Annotated in this window: 16 protein-coding genes; 4 read left to right on the top strand and 12 right to left on the bottom strand. The window is 71.9% G+C overall.

From position 1 onward, the window contains the following. Positions 1–14 precede the first annotated feature (14 nt). Positions 15–1,493, top strand: coding sequence for an MFS transporter (locus tag ABUW04_RS25160; RefSeq protein ID WP_380566701.1), 1,479 nt, complete (start codon positions 15–17; stop codon positions 1,491–1,493). A 160-nt stretch (positions 1,494–1,653) separates the two neighbouring features. Here ABUW04_RS25160 and ABUW04_RS25165 read toward each other — a convergent pair whose 3' ends face one another. The 11 genes from ABUW04_RS25165 to hrcA form a co-directional block, all read right to left on the bottom strand. Beyond that, positions 1,654–2,988, bottom strand: coding sequence for a hemolysin family protein (locus tag ABUW04_RS25165; RefSeq protein WP_030250893.1), 1,335 nt, complete (start codon positions 2,986–2,988; stop codon positions 1,654–1,656). Positions 2,989–3,001: 13 nt separating this feature from the next. Further along, positions 3,002–3,490 carry an rRNA maturation RNase YbeY gene (gene ybeY, locus ABUW04_RS25170; protein ID WP_030250890.1) on the bottom strand — a complete coding sequence of 163 codons (489 nt, stop codon included), beginning with the start codon at positions 3,488–3,490 and terminating at the stop codon, positions 3,002–3,004. Positions 3,491–3,504: 14 nt separating this feature from the next. Then, positions 3,505–4,587, bottom strand: a complete 1,083-nt coding sequence (locus ABUW04_RS25175) for a PhoH family protein (protein WP_051724960.1) — start codon at positions 4,585–4,587, stop codon at positions 3,505–3,507. 165 nt (positions 4,588–4,752) lie between these two features. Beyond that, positions 4,753–5,688 (bottom strand): ribonuclease Z, encoded by a 936-nt coding sequence (locus ABUW04_RS25180; RefSeq protein ID WP_380566702.1) that lies wholly within the window; start codon positions 5,686–5,688, stop codon positions 4,753–4,755. A 7-nt stretch (positions 5,689–5,695) separates the two neighbouring features. Next, positions 5,696–6,070 (bottom strand): histidine triad nucleotide-binding protein, encoded by a 375-nt coding sequence (locus ABUW04_RS25185; protein WP_030250881.1) that lies wholly within the window; start codon positions 6,068–6,070, stop codon positions 5,696–5,698. A gap of 52 nt (positions 6,071–6,122) precedes the next feature. Then, positions 6,123–7,178 (bottom strand): tetratricopeptide repeat protein, encoded by a 1,056-nt coding sequence (locus ABUW04_RS25190; protein ID WP_380566703.1) that lies wholly within the window; start codon positions 7,176–7,178, stop codon positions 6,123–6,125. Further along, the gene (locus ABUW04_RS25195; RefSeq protein WP_380566704.1) at positions 7,175–8,428 is read right to left on the bottom strand and encodes an ATP-binding protein; all 1,254 of its coding nucleotides are present in this window, start codon (positions 8,426–8,428) and stop codon (positions 7,175–7,177) included. Before ABUW04_RS25195 ends, ABUW04_RS25190 begins: the two co-directional genes overlap by 4 nt. A 234-nt stretch (positions 8,429–8,662) precedes the next feature. Then, the gene (locus ABUW04_RS25200; protein ID WP_380566705.1) at positions 8,663–11,914 is read right to left on the bottom strand and encodes a S41 family peptidase; all 3,252 of its coding nucleotides are present in this window, start codon (positions 11,912–11,914) and stop codon (positions 8,663–8,665) included. Positions 11,915–12,115: 201 nt separating this feature from the next. Beyond that, positions 12,116–12,859: a 16S rRNA (uracil(1498)-N(3))-methyltransferase gene (locus ABUW04_RS25205; RefSeq protein ID WP_030250872.1), complete on the bottom strand. Its 744-nt coding sequence runs from the start codon at positions 12,857–12,859 to the stop codon at positions 12,116–12,118. 34 nt (positions 12,860–12,893) lie between these two features. Then, complete coding sequence (dnaJ, locus tag ABUW04_RS25210) at positions 12,894–14,039, bottom strand: molecular chaperone DnaJ (RefSeq protein ID WP_030250869.1); 1,146 nt, start codon at positions 14,037–14,039, stop codon at positions 12,894–12,896. A 44-nt stretch (positions 14,040–14,083) separates the two neighbouring features. Further along, positions 14,084–15,115, bottom strand: a complete 1,032-nt coding sequence (gene hrcA, locus ABUW04_RS25215) for a heat-inducible transcriptional repressor HrcA (RefSeq protein WP_030250867.1) — start codon at positions 15,113–15,115, stop codon at positions 14,084–14,086. Between the two features lie 214 nt (positions 15,116–15,329). Between hrcA and htpX the strand changes: the two genes are divergently transcribed. The 3 genes from htpX (at position 15,330) to ABUW04_RS25230 (ending at position 17,731) form a co-directional block, all read left to right on the top strand. Then, entirely contained in the window at positions 15,330–16,250 is a 921-nt protein-coding gene (gene htpX, locus ABUW04_RS25220; RefSeq protein WP_030250864.1) for a zinc metalloprotease HtpX, read from the top strand. Between the two features lie 66 nt (positions 16,251–16,316). After that, entirely contained in the window at positions 16,317–16,901 is a 585-nt protein-coding gene (gene pspAB / locus ABUW04_RS25225; protein ID WP_030250862.1) for a PspA-associated protein PspAB, read from the top strand. Further along, the gene (locus tag ABUW04_RS25230; protein WP_030250860.1) at positions 16,898–17,731 is read left to right on the top strand and encodes a DUF3097 domain-containing protein; all 834 of its coding nucleotides are present in this window, start codon (positions 16,898–16,900) and stop codon (positions 17,729–17,731) included. The genes pspAB and ABUW04_RS25230 overlap by 4 nt, the downstream gene beginning before the upstream one ends. Here ABUW04_RS25230 and ABUW04_RS25235 read toward each other — a convergent pair. After that, positions 17,716–19,182: a glycoside hydrolase family 28 protein gene (locus ABUW04_RS25235; RefSeq protein WP_380566706.1), complete on the bottom strand. Its 1,467-nt coding sequence runs from the start codon at positions 19,180–19,182 to the stop codon at positions 17,716–17,718. The two genes, ABUW04_RS25230 and ABUW04_RS25235, sit on opposite strands and share 16 nt — an antisense overlap. Positions 19,183–19,222: the final 40 nt, after the last annotated feature.

The raw sequence follows: 19,222 nt of genomic DNA on the forward strand, positions 1-19,222 counted from the left end.
GAAGTATGGACGGCATGGCAATCGAAACCACAGCGGCAACCACAACCACCCCGACGGGGGCGGTCGATGATCCGACAGCGGCTGATCCGGCAGCGGCGAAGCTGTCCCTCCGGGCCCGGCTGGTCCTCTTCCTCCTGTGCGCGGCCCAGTTCGCGGTGGCACTGGACTTCTCCATCCTGAACATCGCGCTGCCCAGCCTGGGCCGCGACCTGCACCTGGCGCAGGCCAACCTGCAGTGGGGCATGACCGCCTTCGCACTGCCCTCCGGAGGCTTCCTGCTGCTCTTCGGGCGGATCGCCGACACCGTCGGCCGCCGGAGGGTCTTCATCACCGGGCTGAGCCTGTTCACCGCGGCCTCGGTGCTGGCCACCCTGGCCTGGTCGCCGGCCGTGTTCCTGGCCGGACGGGCACTGCAGGGCCTGGGGGCGGCGGCGATCGTCCCCGCCGGGATGGCCCTGCTGACCACCACCTTCAAGGAGGGGCCGGAGCGGGACCGGGCGCTGGGCATCATGGGCAGCCTGATGGCCCTGGGCTTCACCTTCGGCATGGTCCTCGGCGGCGTGCTGACCGAGACGCTGACCTGGCGTTCCACCATGGCGCTCAATGTCGTCATGGGTCTGCTGGTGCTGGTCGGCGCACCGCTGCTGCTGTCCGAGTCGCGCAACGAGGTGCGGCAGCGGATCGACGTCCCCGGCGCGATCACCGTCACCGGCGGCCTGCTGGCACTGATCTACGGGCTGTCCACGGCCGCGCAGTCCGGGTTCGGCGACGCGTCGGTGATCGGGTCGCTGGTCGCGGCGGTCGCCCTGCTGGGCGCCTTCTTCGTGATCGAGTCGCGGACCCGGCAGCCGCTGGTCTCACTGCGGATCCTGCGCCGCCCGAGCGTGGCCTTCGGCAACCTGGCCGGGCTGACCACCTTCTCGATGATGAGCGCGGTGATCTTCCTGGGGACGCTGTACCTCCAGCAGGTCAACGGCATGTCGCCGGTGACCACCGGACTGATCTTCGGGGTGCTGGGGATCGCCTGCGCGATCACCGGCAATGTCGCACCGCGGGTGGTCGCCCGGATCGGCGCCGTCCGCACCCTGGTCGGTGGGCTGCTGCTGCAGGGGGCGCTCACCGCAGTGCTGCTGACGATCGGTCAGGGCAGCTCGGGCACCTGGGTCTTCACCGTCGCGGGATCGGTGGCGGCGGTCGGGCACCTGTCGTCGATCGTCGCCTACAGCGTGACCGCGACGTCGGGACTGCCCGACGAGGAGCAGGGGTTGGCGACGGGGCTGGTCACCACGACCCAGCAGGTGGGGCTGACGGTGGGGATCCCGCTGCTCAGTGCGGTGGCCTCGGCGCGGAGCGATGCTCTGCGCTCGGCGGGACGGACGGTCGCCGAGGCGACGTTGGGCGGGGTTCGGGTGGGGCTCGGAGTTGACGCTCTGTTGATCGTGGTGCTGGCGGTGGTGGTCGGCGTCGGGCTGCGGGGGCGTGCGGGGCGGTGACGGGTGCCGTCCTGGGCGCGGGGAGCTGTTCGAGGGCGGGTTCTTCCGCCGTCTCGCGCAGTTCCCCGCGCCCCTGAGGTGCAACCTTGCTCACGGTGGTTCAGTTGCAGCACACAGGGGCGCGGGGAACTGCGCGACCAGCCACCTGCGGTCTGCACCGTCAATCGGACTCGGGGCGTTCCTCATCGTCGAAGTCGGAGTCGCGGAGGACCGGTTCGGCGAGGAGGGTGCCGATGCGGTTGCGGCGGCCGGCGGTGCTCTCGGCGGTGAGGCGGATGGCGCTGATGGGGAGTTCCTCGTCCTCGGGCACCGGGACCTCGACGCCGGAGCCCGGGATCGGGACCCGGCCCAGGGCCTTGGCCAGCAGGCCGCCGACCGTCTCGACGTCCTCGTCCTCCAGCTCGATGCCGAACAGCTCGCCCAGCTCCTCGACCGGAAGCCGCGCGGTGATCCGGAACGCGCCGTGGTCGAGCTGCTCCACCGGCGGCGACTCCCGGTCGTACTCGTCGGTGATCTCGCCGACGATCTCCTCCAGGATGTCCTCGATGGTGACCAGGCCTGCCGTGCCGCCGTACTCGTCGATGACGACGGCGACGTGGATGCGGTCGCGCTGCATCTCCCGCAGCAGGTCCGCCACCGGCTTGCTGTCCGGCACGTAGGTGGCCTGCCGCATCACCGAGCTGACCGGCTCGTTCTCGGCCTCCCGGTTCACGTGGGTGCGGCGGACCAGGTCCTTGAGGTAGACGATGCCGACGACGTCGTCCTCGTTCTCGCCGACCACCGGCATCCGGGAGAAGCCGCTGCGCAGCGCCAGGGTCAGCGCCTGACGGACCGTCTTCTCACGTTCGATCATCACCAGGTCGGTCCGCGGCACCATCACCTCGCGGACGATGGTGTCGCCGAGCTCGAAGACCGAGTGCACCATCCGGCGCTCCTCGTCCTCGATCAGCGAGTCCTTCTCGGCCAGGTCGACCAGCGCCCGCAGCTCCGCCTCCGAGGCGAAGGGGCCCTCGCGGAAGCCCTTGCCGGGGGTGAGCGCGTTGCCGAGCAGGATCAGCAGCTGCGGGATCGGGCCGAGGATCCGGTTCAGCGGCAGCAGCACCACCGAGGCGGCGGTGGAGACGTTCATCGGGTGCTGGCGGCCGATGGTGCGCGGCGAGACGCCCACGGCCACGTAGGAGACCAGCACCATCGCGCCGATGGCGACCAGCAGCGCGGCCCAGGTCTCGTGGAAGCTGCGGACGCAGACCACGGTCACCAGCACGGCCGAGGCCATCTCGCAGGTGACCCGGATCAGCGTGGCCAGGTTCAGGTAGCGGATCGGCTCCGCCGCCACCGTGAGCATCCCCTTGGCCCCGCGCCGGCCGTGCCGGACGGCCTCCTCGGCGCGGAACCGGGACACCCGGGAGATGGCCGCCTCGGCGCAGGCGGCCAGCCAGGCGAACACCACCAGCAGGACGGCCAGGACGAGGAAGCCGGTACTGTTGCCGCTCATTTCCGGCGCCCGCTCACCGGGTGGTCGGGGCCGGGGACGGCCCCGTCTCGCCGCGCTCGGCGCGCCAGTCGTCCAGGATCCGCTTCTGCAGCCCGAACATCTCGCGTTCCTCGTCCGGGTCCTCGTGGTCGTACCCGAGGACGTGCAGCACCCCGTGGACGGTGAGCAGCTGCAGCTCGGCGTCCATGGAGTGGCCGTTGGCCTTGCCCTGGGCGGTCGCCACCTCGGGGCAGAGCACGATGTCGCCGAGCAGGCCCTGCGGCAGCTCCTCGTCCTCCTTGCCGGGACGGAGCTCGTCCATGGGGAAGGACATCACATCGGTCGGGCCTGGCTCGTCCATCCACTGGATGTGCAGCGCCTCCATGGCCTCCGCGTCCACGACGATGAGGGAGAGCTCGGAGAGCGGGTGGATGCGCATCCGGTCCAGGGCGAAGCGGGCGATGTCCAGGATCGCCTGCTCGTCCACCTCCGTGCCGGACTCGTTGTTGATGTCGATCGACATGGGGAGTTCGGATCTCAGCTTTCGTTGCGTCGGGGGGGTCGGGGCTTGCGGGGGGCGGCTGCTGCGTTCTCCTGCGCGGCGTCGTACTGGCCGTAGGCGTCCACGATCTTGCCGACCAGCTTGTGGCGGACCACGTCCTGGCTGGTCAGACGGCTGAAGTGGATGTCCTCCACATCGCCCAGGATCTCCTGGACGATCTTCAGCCCGCTGGTGGTGCCACCCGGCAGGTCGATCTGGGTGACGTCACCGGTCACCACGATCTTGGAGTTGAAGCCGAGCCGGGTCAGGAACATCTTCATCTGCTCGGCGCTGGTGTTCTGCGCCTCGTCCAGGATGATGAACGCGTCGTTCAGGGTCCGGCCGCGCATGTAGGCCAGCGGAGCGACCTCGATGGTGCCCGCGGCCATCAGCCGGGGGATGGAGTCGGGGTCGATCATGTCGTGCAGGGCGTCGTAGAGCGGGCGCAGGTAGGGGTCGATCTTCTCGTAGAGGGTGCCGGGGAGGAAGCCCAGCCGCTCGCCCGCCTCGACCGCCGGGCGGGTGAGGATGATCCGGGTGACCTGCTTGGCCTGCAGCGCCTGCACGGCCTTGGCCATCGCCAGGTAGGTCTTGCCGGTACCGGCGGGGCCGATGCCGAAGACGATGGTGTGGCGGTCGATGGCGTCGACGTAGTTCTGCTGGTTGAGCGTCTTGGGGCGGATCGAGCGGCCGCGGTTGGACAGGATGTTGGCGGTGAACACCGCCGAGGGGTTCTGGCTGCCCTCGGGGCTGGTCGGGTCCTCTTCGGCCTTGCGCAGCATGGCGATGGAACGCTCCACGGAGTCCTCGGTCAGGGGCTGGCCGGTGCGGAGCACCAGCATCATCTCGTCGAACAGGTGCTGGACCAGCCGGATCCCGGTCCGGTCGCCGGTGGCGGTGATCTCATTGCCGCGGGCGTGGATGTCGAGGTCCGGGAAGGCCTTCTCGATCACCTTCAGGAACGAGTCCCCGGCGCCGAGCACGCTCACCATCGGGTGCTTCTCCGGGATGATGATCTTGGCCTGGGCCTGCGCCGGCACCTGCTGGGCGCGCTGTGCTCTGGGTGTCGTAGAAGTCATGGGTCGGCGCTGAGGCCTGCCTCATCCCATCTCTCTATCGGGTCCGCCGGCCTCCGCGGCATCGCCGAGGCCTGGTGTGACAAGGGTACGACGGCCGGTAGGGCCGGAGAGAACGATGGTCCGCCCGTGGCGCGGGTGACGCCAGTAGTTTTCCGCCACCGACCCTCAGCCTTCATCCGCCGGACAGCGGGCGGGCACCGGCACCCGCATCAGGTCCCGGGCCAGGACGATCTCCCCGTCGAAGTGCTGCCGGGCCTCGGCGAGGTGGCCGGCGGTGTCGGGGTAGCGCTGGGAGAAGTGGGTGAGCACCAGGGTGCGCACCCCCGCCTCGGCGGCGGCGCGGGCCGCCTGGGCGGCGGTGAGGTGGCCGTGGTCGCGGGCCAGGGCGGCCTCCGACTCCAGGAAGGTGGCCTCAATGACCAGCAGGTCGACCCCCTGGGCCAGCCGGGCCACCCCCTCGCACATCCGGGTGTCCATCACGAAGGCCGCGCTCTGACCCCGACGCACCGCACTGACCTGCTCCAACGTCACCGTGGAGCCGTCCTCCAGGGTGATCGCGCCGTCGCGCCCCAGCCGCCCCACGGCGGGGCCGGCGATGCCGTGGGCGGCCAGCCGGTCCGGCAGCATCCGGCGGCCGTCGGGTTCGGTGAGGCGGTAGCCGAAGGACTCGACCGGGTGCGAGAGGGGTTCGGCGGTCAGGGTGAACGGTGCACCGGCGGCCTTCAGCTCACCCGCCCCGGCAATGGGCTCGGGCAGCAGTTCGACGGTCTCGTGGAAGGCGCTGGCATGGTGCAGCCGCTCGAAGAAGCGCTGACCGGAGGCCGGGTAGTAGGCGCTCACGGAGTGCGGCGGCTTGTCCAGGTTGATCCGCTGGATGATGCCGGGCAGGCCCAGGCAGTGGTCGCCGTGGAAGTGGCTGACGCAGATCCGGGTGATCGCGTGCGAGCTGACCCCGGCGTACAGCAGCTGCCGCTGGGTGCCCTCGCCCGGGTCGAACAGCAGCCCCTCGCCGTCCCAGAGCAGCAGGTAGCCGTTGTGGTTGCGGTGCCGGGTGGGGACCTGGCTGGCCGTCCCCAGCACCACCAGCTCGCGTTGCGACATCCGGGGGTCAGACCAGCTTCTCGCGCAGCCCGTCCCCGCCGCCCAGGACATGGACGTGGGCGTGGAACACGGTCTGGCCGGCCCCGGCGCCGGTGTTGAAGATCAGCCGGTAGCCGGCCCCGCCGGCCGACTCGGCCACCTTCTCCTCCTCGGCGACCCGGCCGGCCTCGGCCAGCAGGGTGCCGGCCAGCGCCGGATCGGCGTCGGCGAGGGCGGCGGCGTGCGGGTAGTGCGCCTTGGGGACGACCAGCACATGGGTGGGGGCCTGCGGGTTGATGTCGCGGAACGCCAGCGTGGTCTCCGTCTCCCGGACCACGGTCGCCGGGATCTCCCTGGCCACGATCCTGCAGAACAGGCAGTCCGCCTGCGGCTCTCCCGACACGTCGCGCTCCTCGTGCTCGTTGCGGTCCCCGACACGCCGCATCGTAGCCGGGTCACTCCACCCGCTGCTTCGCCTTCCGGACCAGCACCGCCGCCGTCCGCAGCGCGGTCAGCTGCAGCGCCACCGCGGCGAGGACCACCTCGCCCCAGAACGGCGCCAGGGCCGGCACCAGCAGCAGCACGAAGGCGGCCAGGGTGAAGGCGGCCACGCCGAGCAGCACCAGCAGCACGTAGGCGCTGCCGCGGACCGTGCGCAGCAGCGGCATCCGCAGCTGCGGCGGGACCTGGCGGGCGGCCCAGACCGCCCACACCGCCCAGCCGACCAGCAGGGCGGCCATCAGCGCCCCGCGCACGGCCCAGCCGCCGTCCGGCACCGCGATGACGCCCGCCTCGGCGACGGCCAGGGCGCCGACCGAGATCCAGCGGGCCCTGGAGATCAGCCGGACCGCGACCACCTTGAGGTTGTGGATGCCCAGCTCGGCGCCCTTGGCCGAGGCGGCGACGGCGGCGAAGCCCTGGGCCGCCGCGTAGTTCTCGCCGCGCCGCATCTGGATCAGGGCCAGCTGGTTCCTGGCCGAGCGCTGCTCGGGGTTGAGCCGCAGCGCCTCCCGGTAGCAGGCCTCGGCCTCGGCCTCCCGTCCGGCGCGCTCGGCCACCCGGCCGGCGTAGAAGTGGGTCTCCGCCTCGTGCGGGGCCAGCTCCCTGGCGCGGTGCGCGGCGTCCCGCGCCCGCCGGTCGTCACCGCCACGGGCGGGGTCGGCCAGCAGTCCCCGGGCCATGATCATGTGTCCGGACCAGTTCTGCGGTTCGCGGCCGACCGCCTCGGCGGCGGCGCGGTGGGCCTCCTGCCAGCGCTTCAGCTCGGCCAGTGAGAGCGCGCGCCAGCGCCAGGCGGCGGCCAGCGCCGGATTGTGCGCCAGCGCCTGGTCGGCCGCGTGCAGGGCCGACTCGAAGTCGTCGGTGCGGTAGCAGCAGCGGGCCATCGAGGACCAGGCCGCGGCGTCCCCCGGCATCTCGGCCAGGGCCTCGGCGAGCAGCCCGCGGGCCTGGTCGTGGCGGCCCAGGTCCATCAGCGCACGGGCCCGGGCCACCCGGTCCGCGGTGGTCACAGGCGGCGGGTCCGCTTCAGGAAGGCCAGCAGGTCGTCGTAGGTGCCACCGTCGTTGGCGAACATGGCGACGTTGCGGGCGGCGGTGAACCAGGACTCGATGGAGGGCTTGACCTCCTTGACCGCGGCCAGCAGGTCCGGCATCCCGATCATGCGCACCCGGCCGCTGGCGGCGGAGTCCAGCAGCGCCGCCTCCGCGGCCGTCTCGCAGAGGTGGGCGAGGTCGGCGCCGGACCAGCCGTCGGTCTTCTTCGCCAGCTTGGAGAGCTCGACGCCCTCGATCGGACGGTCCCTCAGGTGGTAGCGCAGGATGGACTCGCGGGCCTCCTGGTCCGGCGGGAGCACCAGCAGGGTGCGGTCCAGCCGGCCCGGGCGGCGCAGCGCGGTGTCCACGTCCCAGGGCGAGTTGGTGGCGGCGAGGACGAAGACGCCGTCGTTGTTGTACTGGGCCCCGTCGAGTTCCAGCAGCAGCTGGTTGACGGTGCCGCGCATGGCGTTGTGGCGCATGCTGCTGCGCTTGCCGCCGACCGCGTCGATCTCGTCCAGGAAGACCACGCAGGGCGCGTTGGCGCGGGCGGCGGCGAAGACGTCGTGCAGGTTGCGCTCGGACTGGCCGATGTACATGTCGAGGATGTCGCTGAGGCTGACGGAGAGGAACTTGGCCCCCAGCTCCCCGGCGACGGCACGGGCGATGAAGGTCTTGCCGCAGCCGGGCGGCCCGTACAGGAGCAGGCCGCCGCGGAGCGACTTGCCGTACAGGCGCCGGAGTTCGGGGTTGCGCATGGGGGCGAGGAAGGCCGCTTCGAGGCGCTTCTTGACCTCCGTCATGCCGCCGACGTCGGCGAGGCGGACCTGGCTGCTCTCGATGTCCCAGGCCGGCTGCTCGCCGGGGTCGTCCTCGCCGTCGGCCGCGGCGGGCTCCACGAAGCGGGGCTGGACGGTGTCGCTGAGCTGCTGCTCGGCCGAGGCCCAGTCGAAGAACACGGCCGGGGCCGGCTCCGCGGGGGGCGGTTCGGCCGCGGGCGGCGCTGCGGCGGGCGCGGGGGGCACGCCCATCGCACGGAGCATCAGTTTCCTTGCCTCGGCGCTGCCGGGGTCGTACTGCAGCGCCACCGCGATCTCGGCGACGGCCTGGTCGGACTCGCCGTCGTCCAGCAGCAGCGCGGCCAGATGCAGACGCAGCGGGACGTCCGCCGGGGCGGCCTCCAGGGCGGAGCGCAGACTGCGTATCAGCGGGGAGTCTTCAGCCATGCCGACGACCCTAACCGGCCGGTCAACCCCGTTGCGGGGCGGGGGGATCACCCGTGGGCGAACGACCCTTCCGGGGGCGGCGGGATCCTCGGGTGCGGGCCGTGGATGGCTTGTCGCGCAGTTCCCCGCGCCCCTAGGGGGCTGCAACTGAACCACTGTGGATAAGTTGCAGCCCCCTCAGGGGCGCGGGGAACTGCGCGCCCAACCATGTACGGTCCGCAGCCGAGAAGCGACCTACAGCCCCGGAACGGGCGGCGGCGTCGCGGCAGGGTTCCGCTCCAGCGCGGCCAGCGCCGTGCGGACCGCCTCGTCGAGCTGGGGGTCGCGGCGGGCGGCCCAGTCCTGCGGGGTGCAGACCACCTCGATGTCCGGGTCGATGCCGTGGTTCTCCACCCCGAAGCCGTAGCCGTCCAGCCAGAAGGCGTACCGGGGCTGGGTCACCCCGGTGCCGTCCACCAGGGAGTACCGGCCGTCGATGCCGATGACCCCGCCCCAGGTGCGCACGCCGACGACCGGGCCCAGCTTCAGCGCCTGGAACGCGGCGTTGACGATGTCGCCGTCCGATCCGGCGAACTCGTCGGCCACCGACACCAGCGCGCCGCGCGGGGCGTCCATCGGGTAGGGGACGGGAGGGCTGGTGCGGACCAGGTCCCAGCCGACGACCCGGCGGTTCAGCTTCTCGATGATCAGCTGCGAGGTGTGGCCGCCGCGGTTCTCCCGGACGTCCACGATCAGGCCCTCCCGGGCCATCTCGAAGCGCAGGTCGCGGTGGATCTGGGCCCAGCCGTTGGCCACCATGTCGGGAACGTGCAGGTAGCCGAGCCGTCCGCCGGACAGTTCGCGGACATGGGCCCGCCGGCCCGCCACCCAGTCGTGGTAGCGCAGCGGCTCCTCGGTGGCGAGCGGGATCACCACCACGGTGCGGGTGGCCTCACCGGCGCCGTTGGCCTGACCGACGGTCAGTTCGACCGGCTTGCCGGCCGTGCCGACCAGCAGCGGACCGGGTCCGGCGGTGCTGTCCACCGGGACGCCGTCCACGGCCAGCAGCGATTCGCCGGCCCGGACGCTGACGCCGGGGGCGCCGAGCGGCGAGCGGGCCGCCGGGTCGGAGGACTCGCCGGGCAGCACCCGGGCCACCCGCCACACCCCCGCCTCGTCGCGGACCAGGTCCGCCCCGAGCAGCCCCTGCCGACGGTTGCCGGCCACGCCCTGGCCGACGGGCTGGACGTAGGCGTGCGAGGTGCCCGGTTCGGCCTGCAGCTCCCACAGCAGGTCGACCAGCTCGCTGTAGCTGCCGACCCGCTCCACCAGCGGGCGGTAGCGGGCCTGGATGCCGGTCCAGTCGATGCCGTTCATGTCGACGCGCCAGAAGTTGTCGCGCATCAGCCGGGCGGTCTCGTCGAACATCTGCCGCCACTCGGCGGCGGGGTCGACGGTGACCCGGATCCGGGAGAGGTCCACGGTCGCGGCGTCGTCCTGCTCGTCCTTGCCGACCCGGTGGTCGGCCGGGACGATCCGCAGCTCGTTGCGGTCGACCACGGCGAGGCGGCTGCCGTCGCCGCTGACGGCGAACCGGTCCAGCTCGTCGACCAGGGTCTCGGCCCGGCGGGTGCCGAAGTCGAACCGCTCCAGGCTGCTGCGTTCGGCCTCGCCCTCCGGGGTGGCCTTGGCGTTGCCCAGCTCGCCGGTGAGCGGGTGCTCCAGCCACACCACCCCGCCCTTGACCGCGCGCAGGTCGGTGTAGCGGCCGCTGGAGACCGGGAAGGGGACGATCCGGTCGGACAGGCCCTCCAGGTCCAGCCGGGTGCGGGCGGGGGCGTCGGCGCCGTCCTCGTCGCCCTCGCCTGCGGCGCCGTCGGCGGAGTCCTTGGTGGCGTCCTCGGCCGGCTCGCCGTCCTCGGAGTCGCTGTCCTTGTCGCCCTTGCCCAGGGCCCGGCCCAGCGGCTGCGGGCCGAACGGGGAGAGCGTGTCAGCCGCCAGGGTGAGCAGGTAGGGGCGGCAGGCGAGCGGGAAGGAGAGGTCGAAGACGTGCTCGTCGTAGACCGGGTCGAAGTCGCGCATCGACAGGAAGGCGAGGTGCTTGCCGTCGGTGGTAAAGGTCGGCGCGTAGTCGTTGAAGCGGGGCGGGGTCAGCTCGGTGACGGTGCCTTCGGCGAGCTGGGCCAGCCGCAGCTGGCGCGGCACCTCCTCGGAGTCGGCGCAGTGCGACCAGACCAGCCACTGCGAGTCCGGCGCGAAGGCGAGGCCGCTGGCCTGGGCGGCGCCGCTGCGGTCCAGCTCGCGGACGGTGCCGTCGGCGACGGTGACCAGCAGGACCAGGCCGTCGCGGTTGGCCACGGCGAGGGTGGAGCCGTCCGGGGAGGCGGTGAGCTCCTCGACCCGGCCCAGGGCGCCGACGGCGATCCGGCGGCCGTCGGAGAACTCCAGCCCGTCCTCGCCCTCGGCGTCGGTGACCCACACCGACCCGCCGTCAGCGAGCACCTGGGGCAGCCGGTTGCGCACGCCCGGCGTGGCCGAGAGCGCACGCGCCGGCCCGTCGCGGTGGGTGACCCGGTGGATGCTGCCGCGGACCTCGATGACGCTGGCCCGGGCCTCGGCGTCCGGGGCGATGTGCCCGAGGTGGCGGGCGGCGTTGATCGGGTACGGCTGGCGGTCGACCCGGGGACCGCCGAGACGGATCTCCAGACGGCGGGGGCGGGCGTCCGTCAGGTCCTCGACCAGGTAGAGGTCGCCGCCGCTGTGGTAGACCACCCGGGTGCCGTCGGTGGAGGCGTTGCGGGCGTAGAACTCGTGGTCGCTGTGGCGGCGCAGGTCGGAGCCGTCGGGCAGGCTGGACCACAGCTGGGCGACACCGTCCTGGTCACTGAGGAACGCCACCCGGTCGCCGACCCACATCGGGGAGTCGATGTTGGCCCGGCCGTCGAGGTCGGCGTGCAGCCGGCTGAAGTCGCCCTCGGTGCCGATCCAGAGCTTGCCGGCGGTGCCGCCGCGGTAGCGCTTCCAGTGCGCGGGCTCGCGGCCCATCCCGGCGCTGGACAGCAGGACGCGGTCCCCGCCGGGCTCGGCGGCGACGCCGCCGACGCGGCCGTACGGGAGTTCCCTGGCCGGGGAGCCGTCCAGCGGGACTTCATAGGCCCACGGGTGCGCCCGTGACATCCTGCCGACCGAGCTCAGGGCGAGGACCTCGCCCTCGGCGGTCCATCCCAGCACCGTGGTCTGCAGGCTGCCCCAGTAGGTCAGCCGTCGCGCGGGGCCGCCGTCGGCCGGTGCGACATGCACCTCCGGTGCGCCGTCACGGGTCGAGGCCCAGGCGATCCACCGGCCGTCCGGGGAGATCCGCGGGCGGGCCACCGGGACCTGGTCGGCGCTCACGCGCCAGGCGCGGCCGCCGGCGACGGGGGCGAGCCAGACGTCGTCCTCGGCCACGAAGGTGACCAGGTCAGCTTGGACGTGGGGGTAACGGAGGTAGCTGTCGGCGTGTGTCACGCGGTCACCTTAGCTGTCACCCCGAACAGTGGGGCAAGGTTTTGGCTGACGGCGATACGTGCGGCTGGGAGCGGGGTTCTCGCGCAGTTCCCCGCGCCCCCAGGTGAGTGCAACTGACCCACAGCCGTTCAGTTGCAGCCCCGTTAGGGGCGCGGGGAACTGCGCGACAAGCCAGCTACGGTCCGCAGCCAAGCAAGGACGTCAGCCCCAGCGCCCGGTGCGGGCCAACAGCACGGAGCCTGCCGCCACGCCCGCCGTGGACGTGCGGAGCACGGACGGGCCCAGGCGGTAAGGGGCCGCGCCGGCAGCCGCGAACTGGGCGAGTTCGTCCGGCGAGACGCCACCCTCCGGGCCGACGACGAGGACGATGTCGCCCTTGACGGGGAGCTCCGCAGTGGCCAGCGGCAACGATCCCTCCTCGTGGAGCACCGCGGCCAGCGCCGCCCCGGAGAGGAGTCCGGCCAACTGACGGGTGGTCATCGGGTCGCGGACCACCGGGAACCGCAGCCGGCGGGACTGCTTGCCGGCCTCCCTCGCGGTGGCGCGCCACTTGGCCAGCGCCTTGGCCCCGCGCTCGCCCTTCCACTGGGTGATGCAGCGCGAGGCCGCCCAGGGCACCACCTCGTCCACGCCGGCCTCGGTCATCAGCTCGACCGCCAGCTCCCCGCGGTCCCCCTTGGGCAGGGCCTGGACCACCACGACCCGCACCGCCGGCTCGGGCTCGGCCAGCAGCGCGTCGACCCGGACCTCCAGCACGTCCTTGCCGACCACGCCGACCACGGAGCCGGAGACGGCCGCTCCCGCGCCGTCCGCCAGCACCACCGGCTCGCCGACGGCGAGCCTGCGGACGGCGACGGCATGACGGCCCTCGGGGCCGTCCAGCCGCACCACCGCCCCGACCGGGGCGAGCTGCGCGCTGTCGACGACGAACACCGGGGCTGTCATGCCGTACCTACTCCACTGCTGTACTGACGGGCGCTCAGGAGCGACCGTTGAAGGCGTCCTTCAGACGGGAGAACAGGCCCTGCTGCCCGGGTGCGAAGGTCCCCGAGGGGCGCTCCTCGCCGCGCAGCTTGGCCAGCCGCCGCAGCAGCTCCTCCTGCTCGGGGTCGAGCTTGCTGGGCGTCTGCACCTCGACGTGCACTATCAGGTCGCCGCGCCCACCGCCGCGCAGGTGGGTGATGCCGCGTCCGTGCAGCGGGATGGACTGTCCTGACTGGGTGCCGGGGCGGACGTCGATCTCGACGGTGCCGTCCAGGGTCTCCAGCGGGACCTTGGTGCCGAGCGACGCCGCCGTCATCGGCAGGGTGACCGTGCAGTGCAGGTCGTCGCCGCGGCGCTGGAAGGTGGAGTGGGCGTTCTCGCTGATCTCCACGTAGAGGTCGCCGGCCGGGCCGCCGCCGGGGCCGACCTCGCCCTCGCCGGCCAGCTGGATCCGGGTGCCGTTGTCGACACCGGCCGGGATCTTCACGGTCAGCGTGCGCCGGGCGCGGACCCGGCCGTCACCGGCGCACTCCGGGCAGGGGGTGGGCACCACGGTGCCGAAGCCCTGGCACTGCGGGCACGGGCGGGAGGTCATGACCTGGCCCAGGAAGGACCGGGTGACCTGGGACACCTCGCCGCGGCCGCGGCACATGTCGCAGGTCTGCGCGGAGGTGCCCGGGGCGGCGCCCTCGCCGTTGCAGGTGGTGCAGACGACGGCGGTGTCGACCTGGATGTCCTTGGTGGTGCCGAACGCGGCCTCTTCGAGGTCGATGTCGATCCGGATCATCGCGTCCTGGCCGCGCCGGGTGCGCGAGCGCGGCCCGCGCTGGCCCCCGGACGCGCCGAAGAAGGCGTCCATGATGTCGCTGAAGCCGAAGCCCGCGCCCGCACCGAAGCCGCCGGGGCCCGCGCCGCCGCCGCTCGCCGAGAGCGGGTCCCCGCCCAGGTCGTAGACCTGCCGCTTGTTGGGGTCGGAGAGGACCTCGTAGGCGGCGTTGATCTCCTTGAACCGCTCCTGCGTCTTCGGGTCGGGGTTGACGTCCGGGTGGAGCTCGCGCGCCAGCCGGCGGAACGCCTTCTTGATCTCGTCCTGACCCGCGTCACGCCGGACGCCGAGTACCGCGTAGTAGTCCGTGGCCACCAAAATGCTCCGCTTGTTTCCGTTTCGAGGGGTCCAGAGGACTGCTAGGACGCAGCCAGGATCTGACCGACGTATCGTGCAACGGCCCGGACGGCGCCCATCGTGCCCGGGTAGTCCATCCGCGTCGGTCCGACCACGCCCAGTTTGGCGACGGTCTCGTCGCCCGAACCGTAGCCCACCGACACGACCGACGTGGAATTCAGCCCTTCGTAGGCGTTCTCGTGACCGATCCGAACCATCATGCCCGCGTCGCCGGTCTCGCCGAGCAGCTTCAGCAGGACCACCTGCTCCTCCAGCGCCTCCAGTACCGGGGCGATGGTGAGCGGGAAGTCGTGCGGGAAGCGGGTCAGGTTGGCCGAGCCGCCGATCACGACCCGCTCCTCGGTCTGCTCGGCCAGCGCCTCGAACAGGGTGCTGAGGACGGCCGTGACCGCGCCCCGGTCCTCCCGTTCGAAGCTCTCGGGCAGGTCCTGGAGCAGCGTCGGCACCTCGACGAAGCGCTGCCCGCCGGCCCTGGTGTTCAGCCGGGAGCGAAGATCCGCGAGGACGGTCTCGCCGACCGCAGTGGGGCAGTCGATGAGCCGCTGCTCCACCCGTCCGGTGTCGGTGATCAGCACCAGCATCAGCCGGGTCGGCGTCAGCGCGACCAGTTCGACGTGGCGGACCGTGGACCGGGACAGCGAGGGGTACTGCACCACCGCGACCTGCCGGGTCAGCTGCGCCAGCAGCCGGACCGTGCGGGCCACCACGTCGTCCAGGTCGACGGCGTGGTCCAGGAAGCTGCCGATCGCCCGGCGCTCGGCCCCGGACATCGGCTTCACCTCGGTGAGCCGGTCGACGAAGAGCCGGTAGCCCTTGTCGGTGGGCACCCGGCCCGCACTGGTGTGCGGCTGGTGGATGTAGCCCTCGTCCTCCAGCGTCGCCATGTCGTTACGCACCGTGGCCGGCGACACGCCGAGGTTGTGGCGTTCCACCAAGGCTTTGGAGCCGACCGGCTCCTCGGTGCCGACGTAGTCCTGGACGATGGCACGCAGAACCGCCAGCTTGCGGTCGTCGAGCTTGCGCTCCTCAAGCACGGGGCACGCACCTCACTCCCTACCGGTCCTGCCGGGCGCCGGGCCGAACACTCTGGCCAGAACTGGCACTCTGGATGAATGAGTGCCAAGAGCTGTGCGGCCAGTGTAAGGCGCGAGGGTACGCGACCGGAACGCCTGGGCCGTCCCGTACGTACCTGTTGGTAGGCCCGAACAGGGCAGAATTGGGTAGCACGCACATTTTCGAGGAGGGGCCATGGCCAGGACACGCTTCGCACCGGACCGCGGACTGACGAGCCGGATGCTGATGACGATGTTCTTCATCGGCCTGCTGTACGTGGTGTTCGTGGGCGCACTGATCGTGCTGCTGAAGGGCGCCTGGCCGTTCGTGGTGATCATCGCCGGCGGCCTGTTCATCGCCCAGTTCTGGTTCAGCGACAAGATCGCGGCCTTCAGCATGGGCGCCCGCGAGGTCTCCGCCCAGGAGTACCCGGAGCTGCACGGCACGGTGGACCGGCTCTGCGCCCTGGCGGACATGCAGAAGCCCAAGGTCGCGGTCGCGCAGAGTGACATCCCCAATGCCTTCGCCACCGGACGCAACGAGAAGAACGCGGTGGTGTGCGTGACCACCGGTCTGCTGCGCCGGCTGGAGCCGGAGGAGCTGGAGGGCGTGCTGGCGCACGAGATGTCGCACGTCGCGCACAAGGACGTGGCGGTGATGACCATCGCCGGCTTCCTGGGCGTGCTGGCCGGCATCATCACCCGGGTCGGTCTGCAGTTCGGCATGTTCGGCGGCTTCAGCAGCCGCGACGACCGCGACGGCGACAACACGGCGGTGGCGGCCTTGATCGTCATCGGCGTCAGCGCCGTCGTCTACACCATCAGCTTCCTGCTGACCCGGCTGCTCTCCCGCTACCGCGAGCTCTCCGCCGACCGCTCGGCCGCGCTGCTGACCGGCCGGCCCTCGGCGCTGGCCTCGGCGCTCACCAAGGTCAGCGGGCAGATGGCGGCCATTCCCACCCAGGACCTGCGCCGGGCCCAGCCCTTCAACGCCTTCTACTTCGCCCCGGCGGTCTCCGCCCGCCAGGTCGCCAGCCAGGCCTTCTCCACCCACCCCTCGCTGGAGAAGCGGCTGGAGCAGCTCGGCCGGATCAGCGCCGAACTGGGCCGTCAGTAACCCCGCCCTTCATCTGCTGTCTGAGTCACCTGCCCTCTGATCACCTGCCCTCTGAGGAGCGAACCCATGGGCTTCCTGGACGCCCTGCTCGGCCGCACCAAGCCCGTCAAGCCGGACCTCGACCAGCTGTTCGGGCTGCCCTCGGCCGCGATCACCCTGGAGGCGGCGGCCGGCTTCAAGCCCACCGGCGTCGGCTCGGTCTGCTTCGCCTCCGTGGAGGGCGGCGCCTTCGCCCAGGTCCAGCAGGACGTGCAGGCACTGCTGGACGCCGACGTGGAGCGCGGCGGCATCGCCATCGAGTCCAGCCGGGACTCCTACGGCTACTCCTGGATGACCGCCCGTCAGCCCGCCGAGGACATCGTCTCGCTGGTCAACGACGTCCACGCGATCAACTCCGCGCTGGAGAGCACCGGCTTCGGCCCGCAGCTGCTCTGCTCGCTGGTGAACTTCACCGACGCCCAGCAGCGTCCGCTGGCGCTGGTCTACATCTACAAGCGCGGCAGCTTCTACCCCTTCGCCCCCAAGCCCGGCGGCGGGGAGCGGCGCGACAACGCGCTGGAGCTGGAGATCAAGGCGATGCTCGGCAACGACCTGCGGGTCGAGCAGGACCTGACCCGCTGGTTCCCGGTCTGGGGAGCGCCCGGCCTGTGACCCGGACCTACGACCTGACCCCGCCCTGGAAGCGCTCCACCCCCGCCCCCGAGCTGCCCGCCGAGCGGGACCTGGTGGTGGAGGAGGTGGTGACCGGTTTCTGCGGCGCCGTGGTGCGCTGCGAGAAGACCGCCGAGGGCTTCACCGTGACGCTGGAGGACCGGCACCGCAGGCTGCGGGTCTTCCCGATGACCCCGAGCGGCTTCCTGGTGGACGGCAAGCCGGTCACCCTGGTCCGCCCGGGATCGGTCGCCGCGCCGGTGCCGGTCGCCCCGGCCCGCACCGCCTCGGGGTCGGTGGCGGTCCAGGGCGCGCGGGCCCGGGTGGCGCTGCCCAGCCGGATCTACGTCGAGGGCCGCCACGACGCCGAGCTGGTCGAGCGGGTCTGGGGCGACGACCTGCGGATCGAGGGCGTGGTGGTGGAGTACCTGGAGGGCATCGACGACCTCCCGGCCATCGTCGCCGAGTTCGCGCCGGAACCGGGGCGGCGGCTGGGCGTGCTGGTGGACCACCTGGTCCCGGGCAGCAAGGAGTCCCGGATCGCGGCACAGGTCGGCGGCGCCGACGTGCTGGTGGTCGGCCACCCCTACATCGACGTCTGGGCGGCCGTGAAGCCCTCCTCGGTGGGCATCGCGGCCTGGCCCGACGTGCCCCGCGGCGAGGAGTGGAAGGAGGGCGTCTGCCGCCGCCTCGGCTGGCCGGTGGACACCCCCGCCGCCTGGAAGCGCATCCTCGCCTCGGTGGACTCCTTCAGGGACCTCGACCCGGCCCTGCTGGGCCGGGTCGAGGAGCTGATCGACTTCGTGACGGACGGTCAGAGCGTCGGGTAGCTGGGGAAGGTGCAGCTGGGGACCGAGCCTGAGCCGGCCACCGTGCTGGTGCTCACGCCGGTGCCGGTGGGGCTGAGGTTGCTGTTGTAGAGGCCGACCGCCGCGTAGGAGGCGGTGGCGGCGGTGGTGTCCAGGCTGACGTTCTCCAGGGTCAGGCCCAGCGGGTGGGAGGCGTTCAGGCCGACCAGGGTGGACTTGGCGCCGCTGACCGAGCTGGTGGACTTCAGGCCGTTGACGACGATGTCGGTGAAGTACGGGGTGTAGGAGCCGGTGCCGGAGGAGTAGTGGGTGTCAAAGACCAGCGGGGCCTTCACCGCGGTCAGGCAGTTGGAGGTGTAGGTGACCTTGGAGACGGTGCCGCCGCTGGCCGCCGAGGACTTGATCCGCAGCCCGGTGCTGCTGGAGCTGACGTTGCCCGCGCTGTCGGTGCCGGTGACGGTGTTGCCGGAGACCAGGACGTTGCTGACGCCGCTGTAGGTCTCCGAGCCGATGGAGATGCCGTGGGTGCCGTAGAAGTGGTTGCCCTTGACGGTGATGTTGCTGCTGGCCTTGGAGCCGCCCTTGATGGCGATGCCGTCGTCGCCGTCCTGGATGTAGGAGTCGGCGATGGTGACGTTGGTGGCGCCGGCCGGGTCGATGCCGTCGGTGTTGCGGGCGGTGGCCGGGGTCTTGATCCGGACACCCCAGGCGGTGAAGCCGTCGCCGCCGTTGAAGACCACGTGGAAGTTGGCGGCGTTGAGCAGGTCGATGTCGTAGAGCGTGAAGTTGTCCGAGCTGTTGATCTGGACCAGCCGGGGGTTGTTCTGGTTGGAGCCCGCCGCCTGCGCGGCCGTGGCCAGCCCCCACCAGGTGGTGCTGGTGCCGAGGATGTCGTCCTCGCCGCGGCCGTCGATCCGGCCCTGCTGACCGCTCGAGTTCTGGACGCCCTCGATACCGGCGTCGTCCCCGCTCACGGTGATCAGCGGACTGCAGCCGCCCTCGCTGCTGGACAGCGTGCCGCAGGTCGGCTTGCCGCTCACCTGGTAGTCGGCGGCGTTCAGCGAGCCGTACAGGGTCACCGTCGCGTTGATCACCAGCACCTCGCCCGCGTGGACCGTGACCGGCCCGGACAGGAACGCCTTGTGGGTGGAGTCGGTGGCCGCCAGCACCACCTTCTTGCCGGTGCCCTTGCAGGCGTCCAGCGCGGCCTGGATCCGCGCGGTGTCCGGCGGGGTGGTCTCGTTCGCGGTGCTGGAGAAGCCGTTGGCCATGGTGAGCCCGGACCTGAGGGTCTGGCAGGTGCCGCTCGGCAGTACCGGCTGGGTCACCGTACGGGTGTCGCCGGTGGCCACGGCCGGGACTGCGGTGGTGGCGGCGCCGGCGTTGGCCACCACCAGCCCGCCGCCCACCAGCGCGGCGACGCCGGTGGCGACGGCGATACGGGCCTTGGTGTGCTTGCTCTTGCGGTGCATGAGGGTTCCTCGGAGAAAGTGGGATGAGAGAGGTGGAGGG

This window comes from Streptacidiphilus jeojiensis (assembly GCF_042510965.1).
Taxonomy (GTDB): domain Bacteria; phylum Actinomycetota; class Actinomycetes; order Streptomycetales; family Streptomycetaceae; genus Streptacidiphilus; species Streptacidiphilus jeojiensis.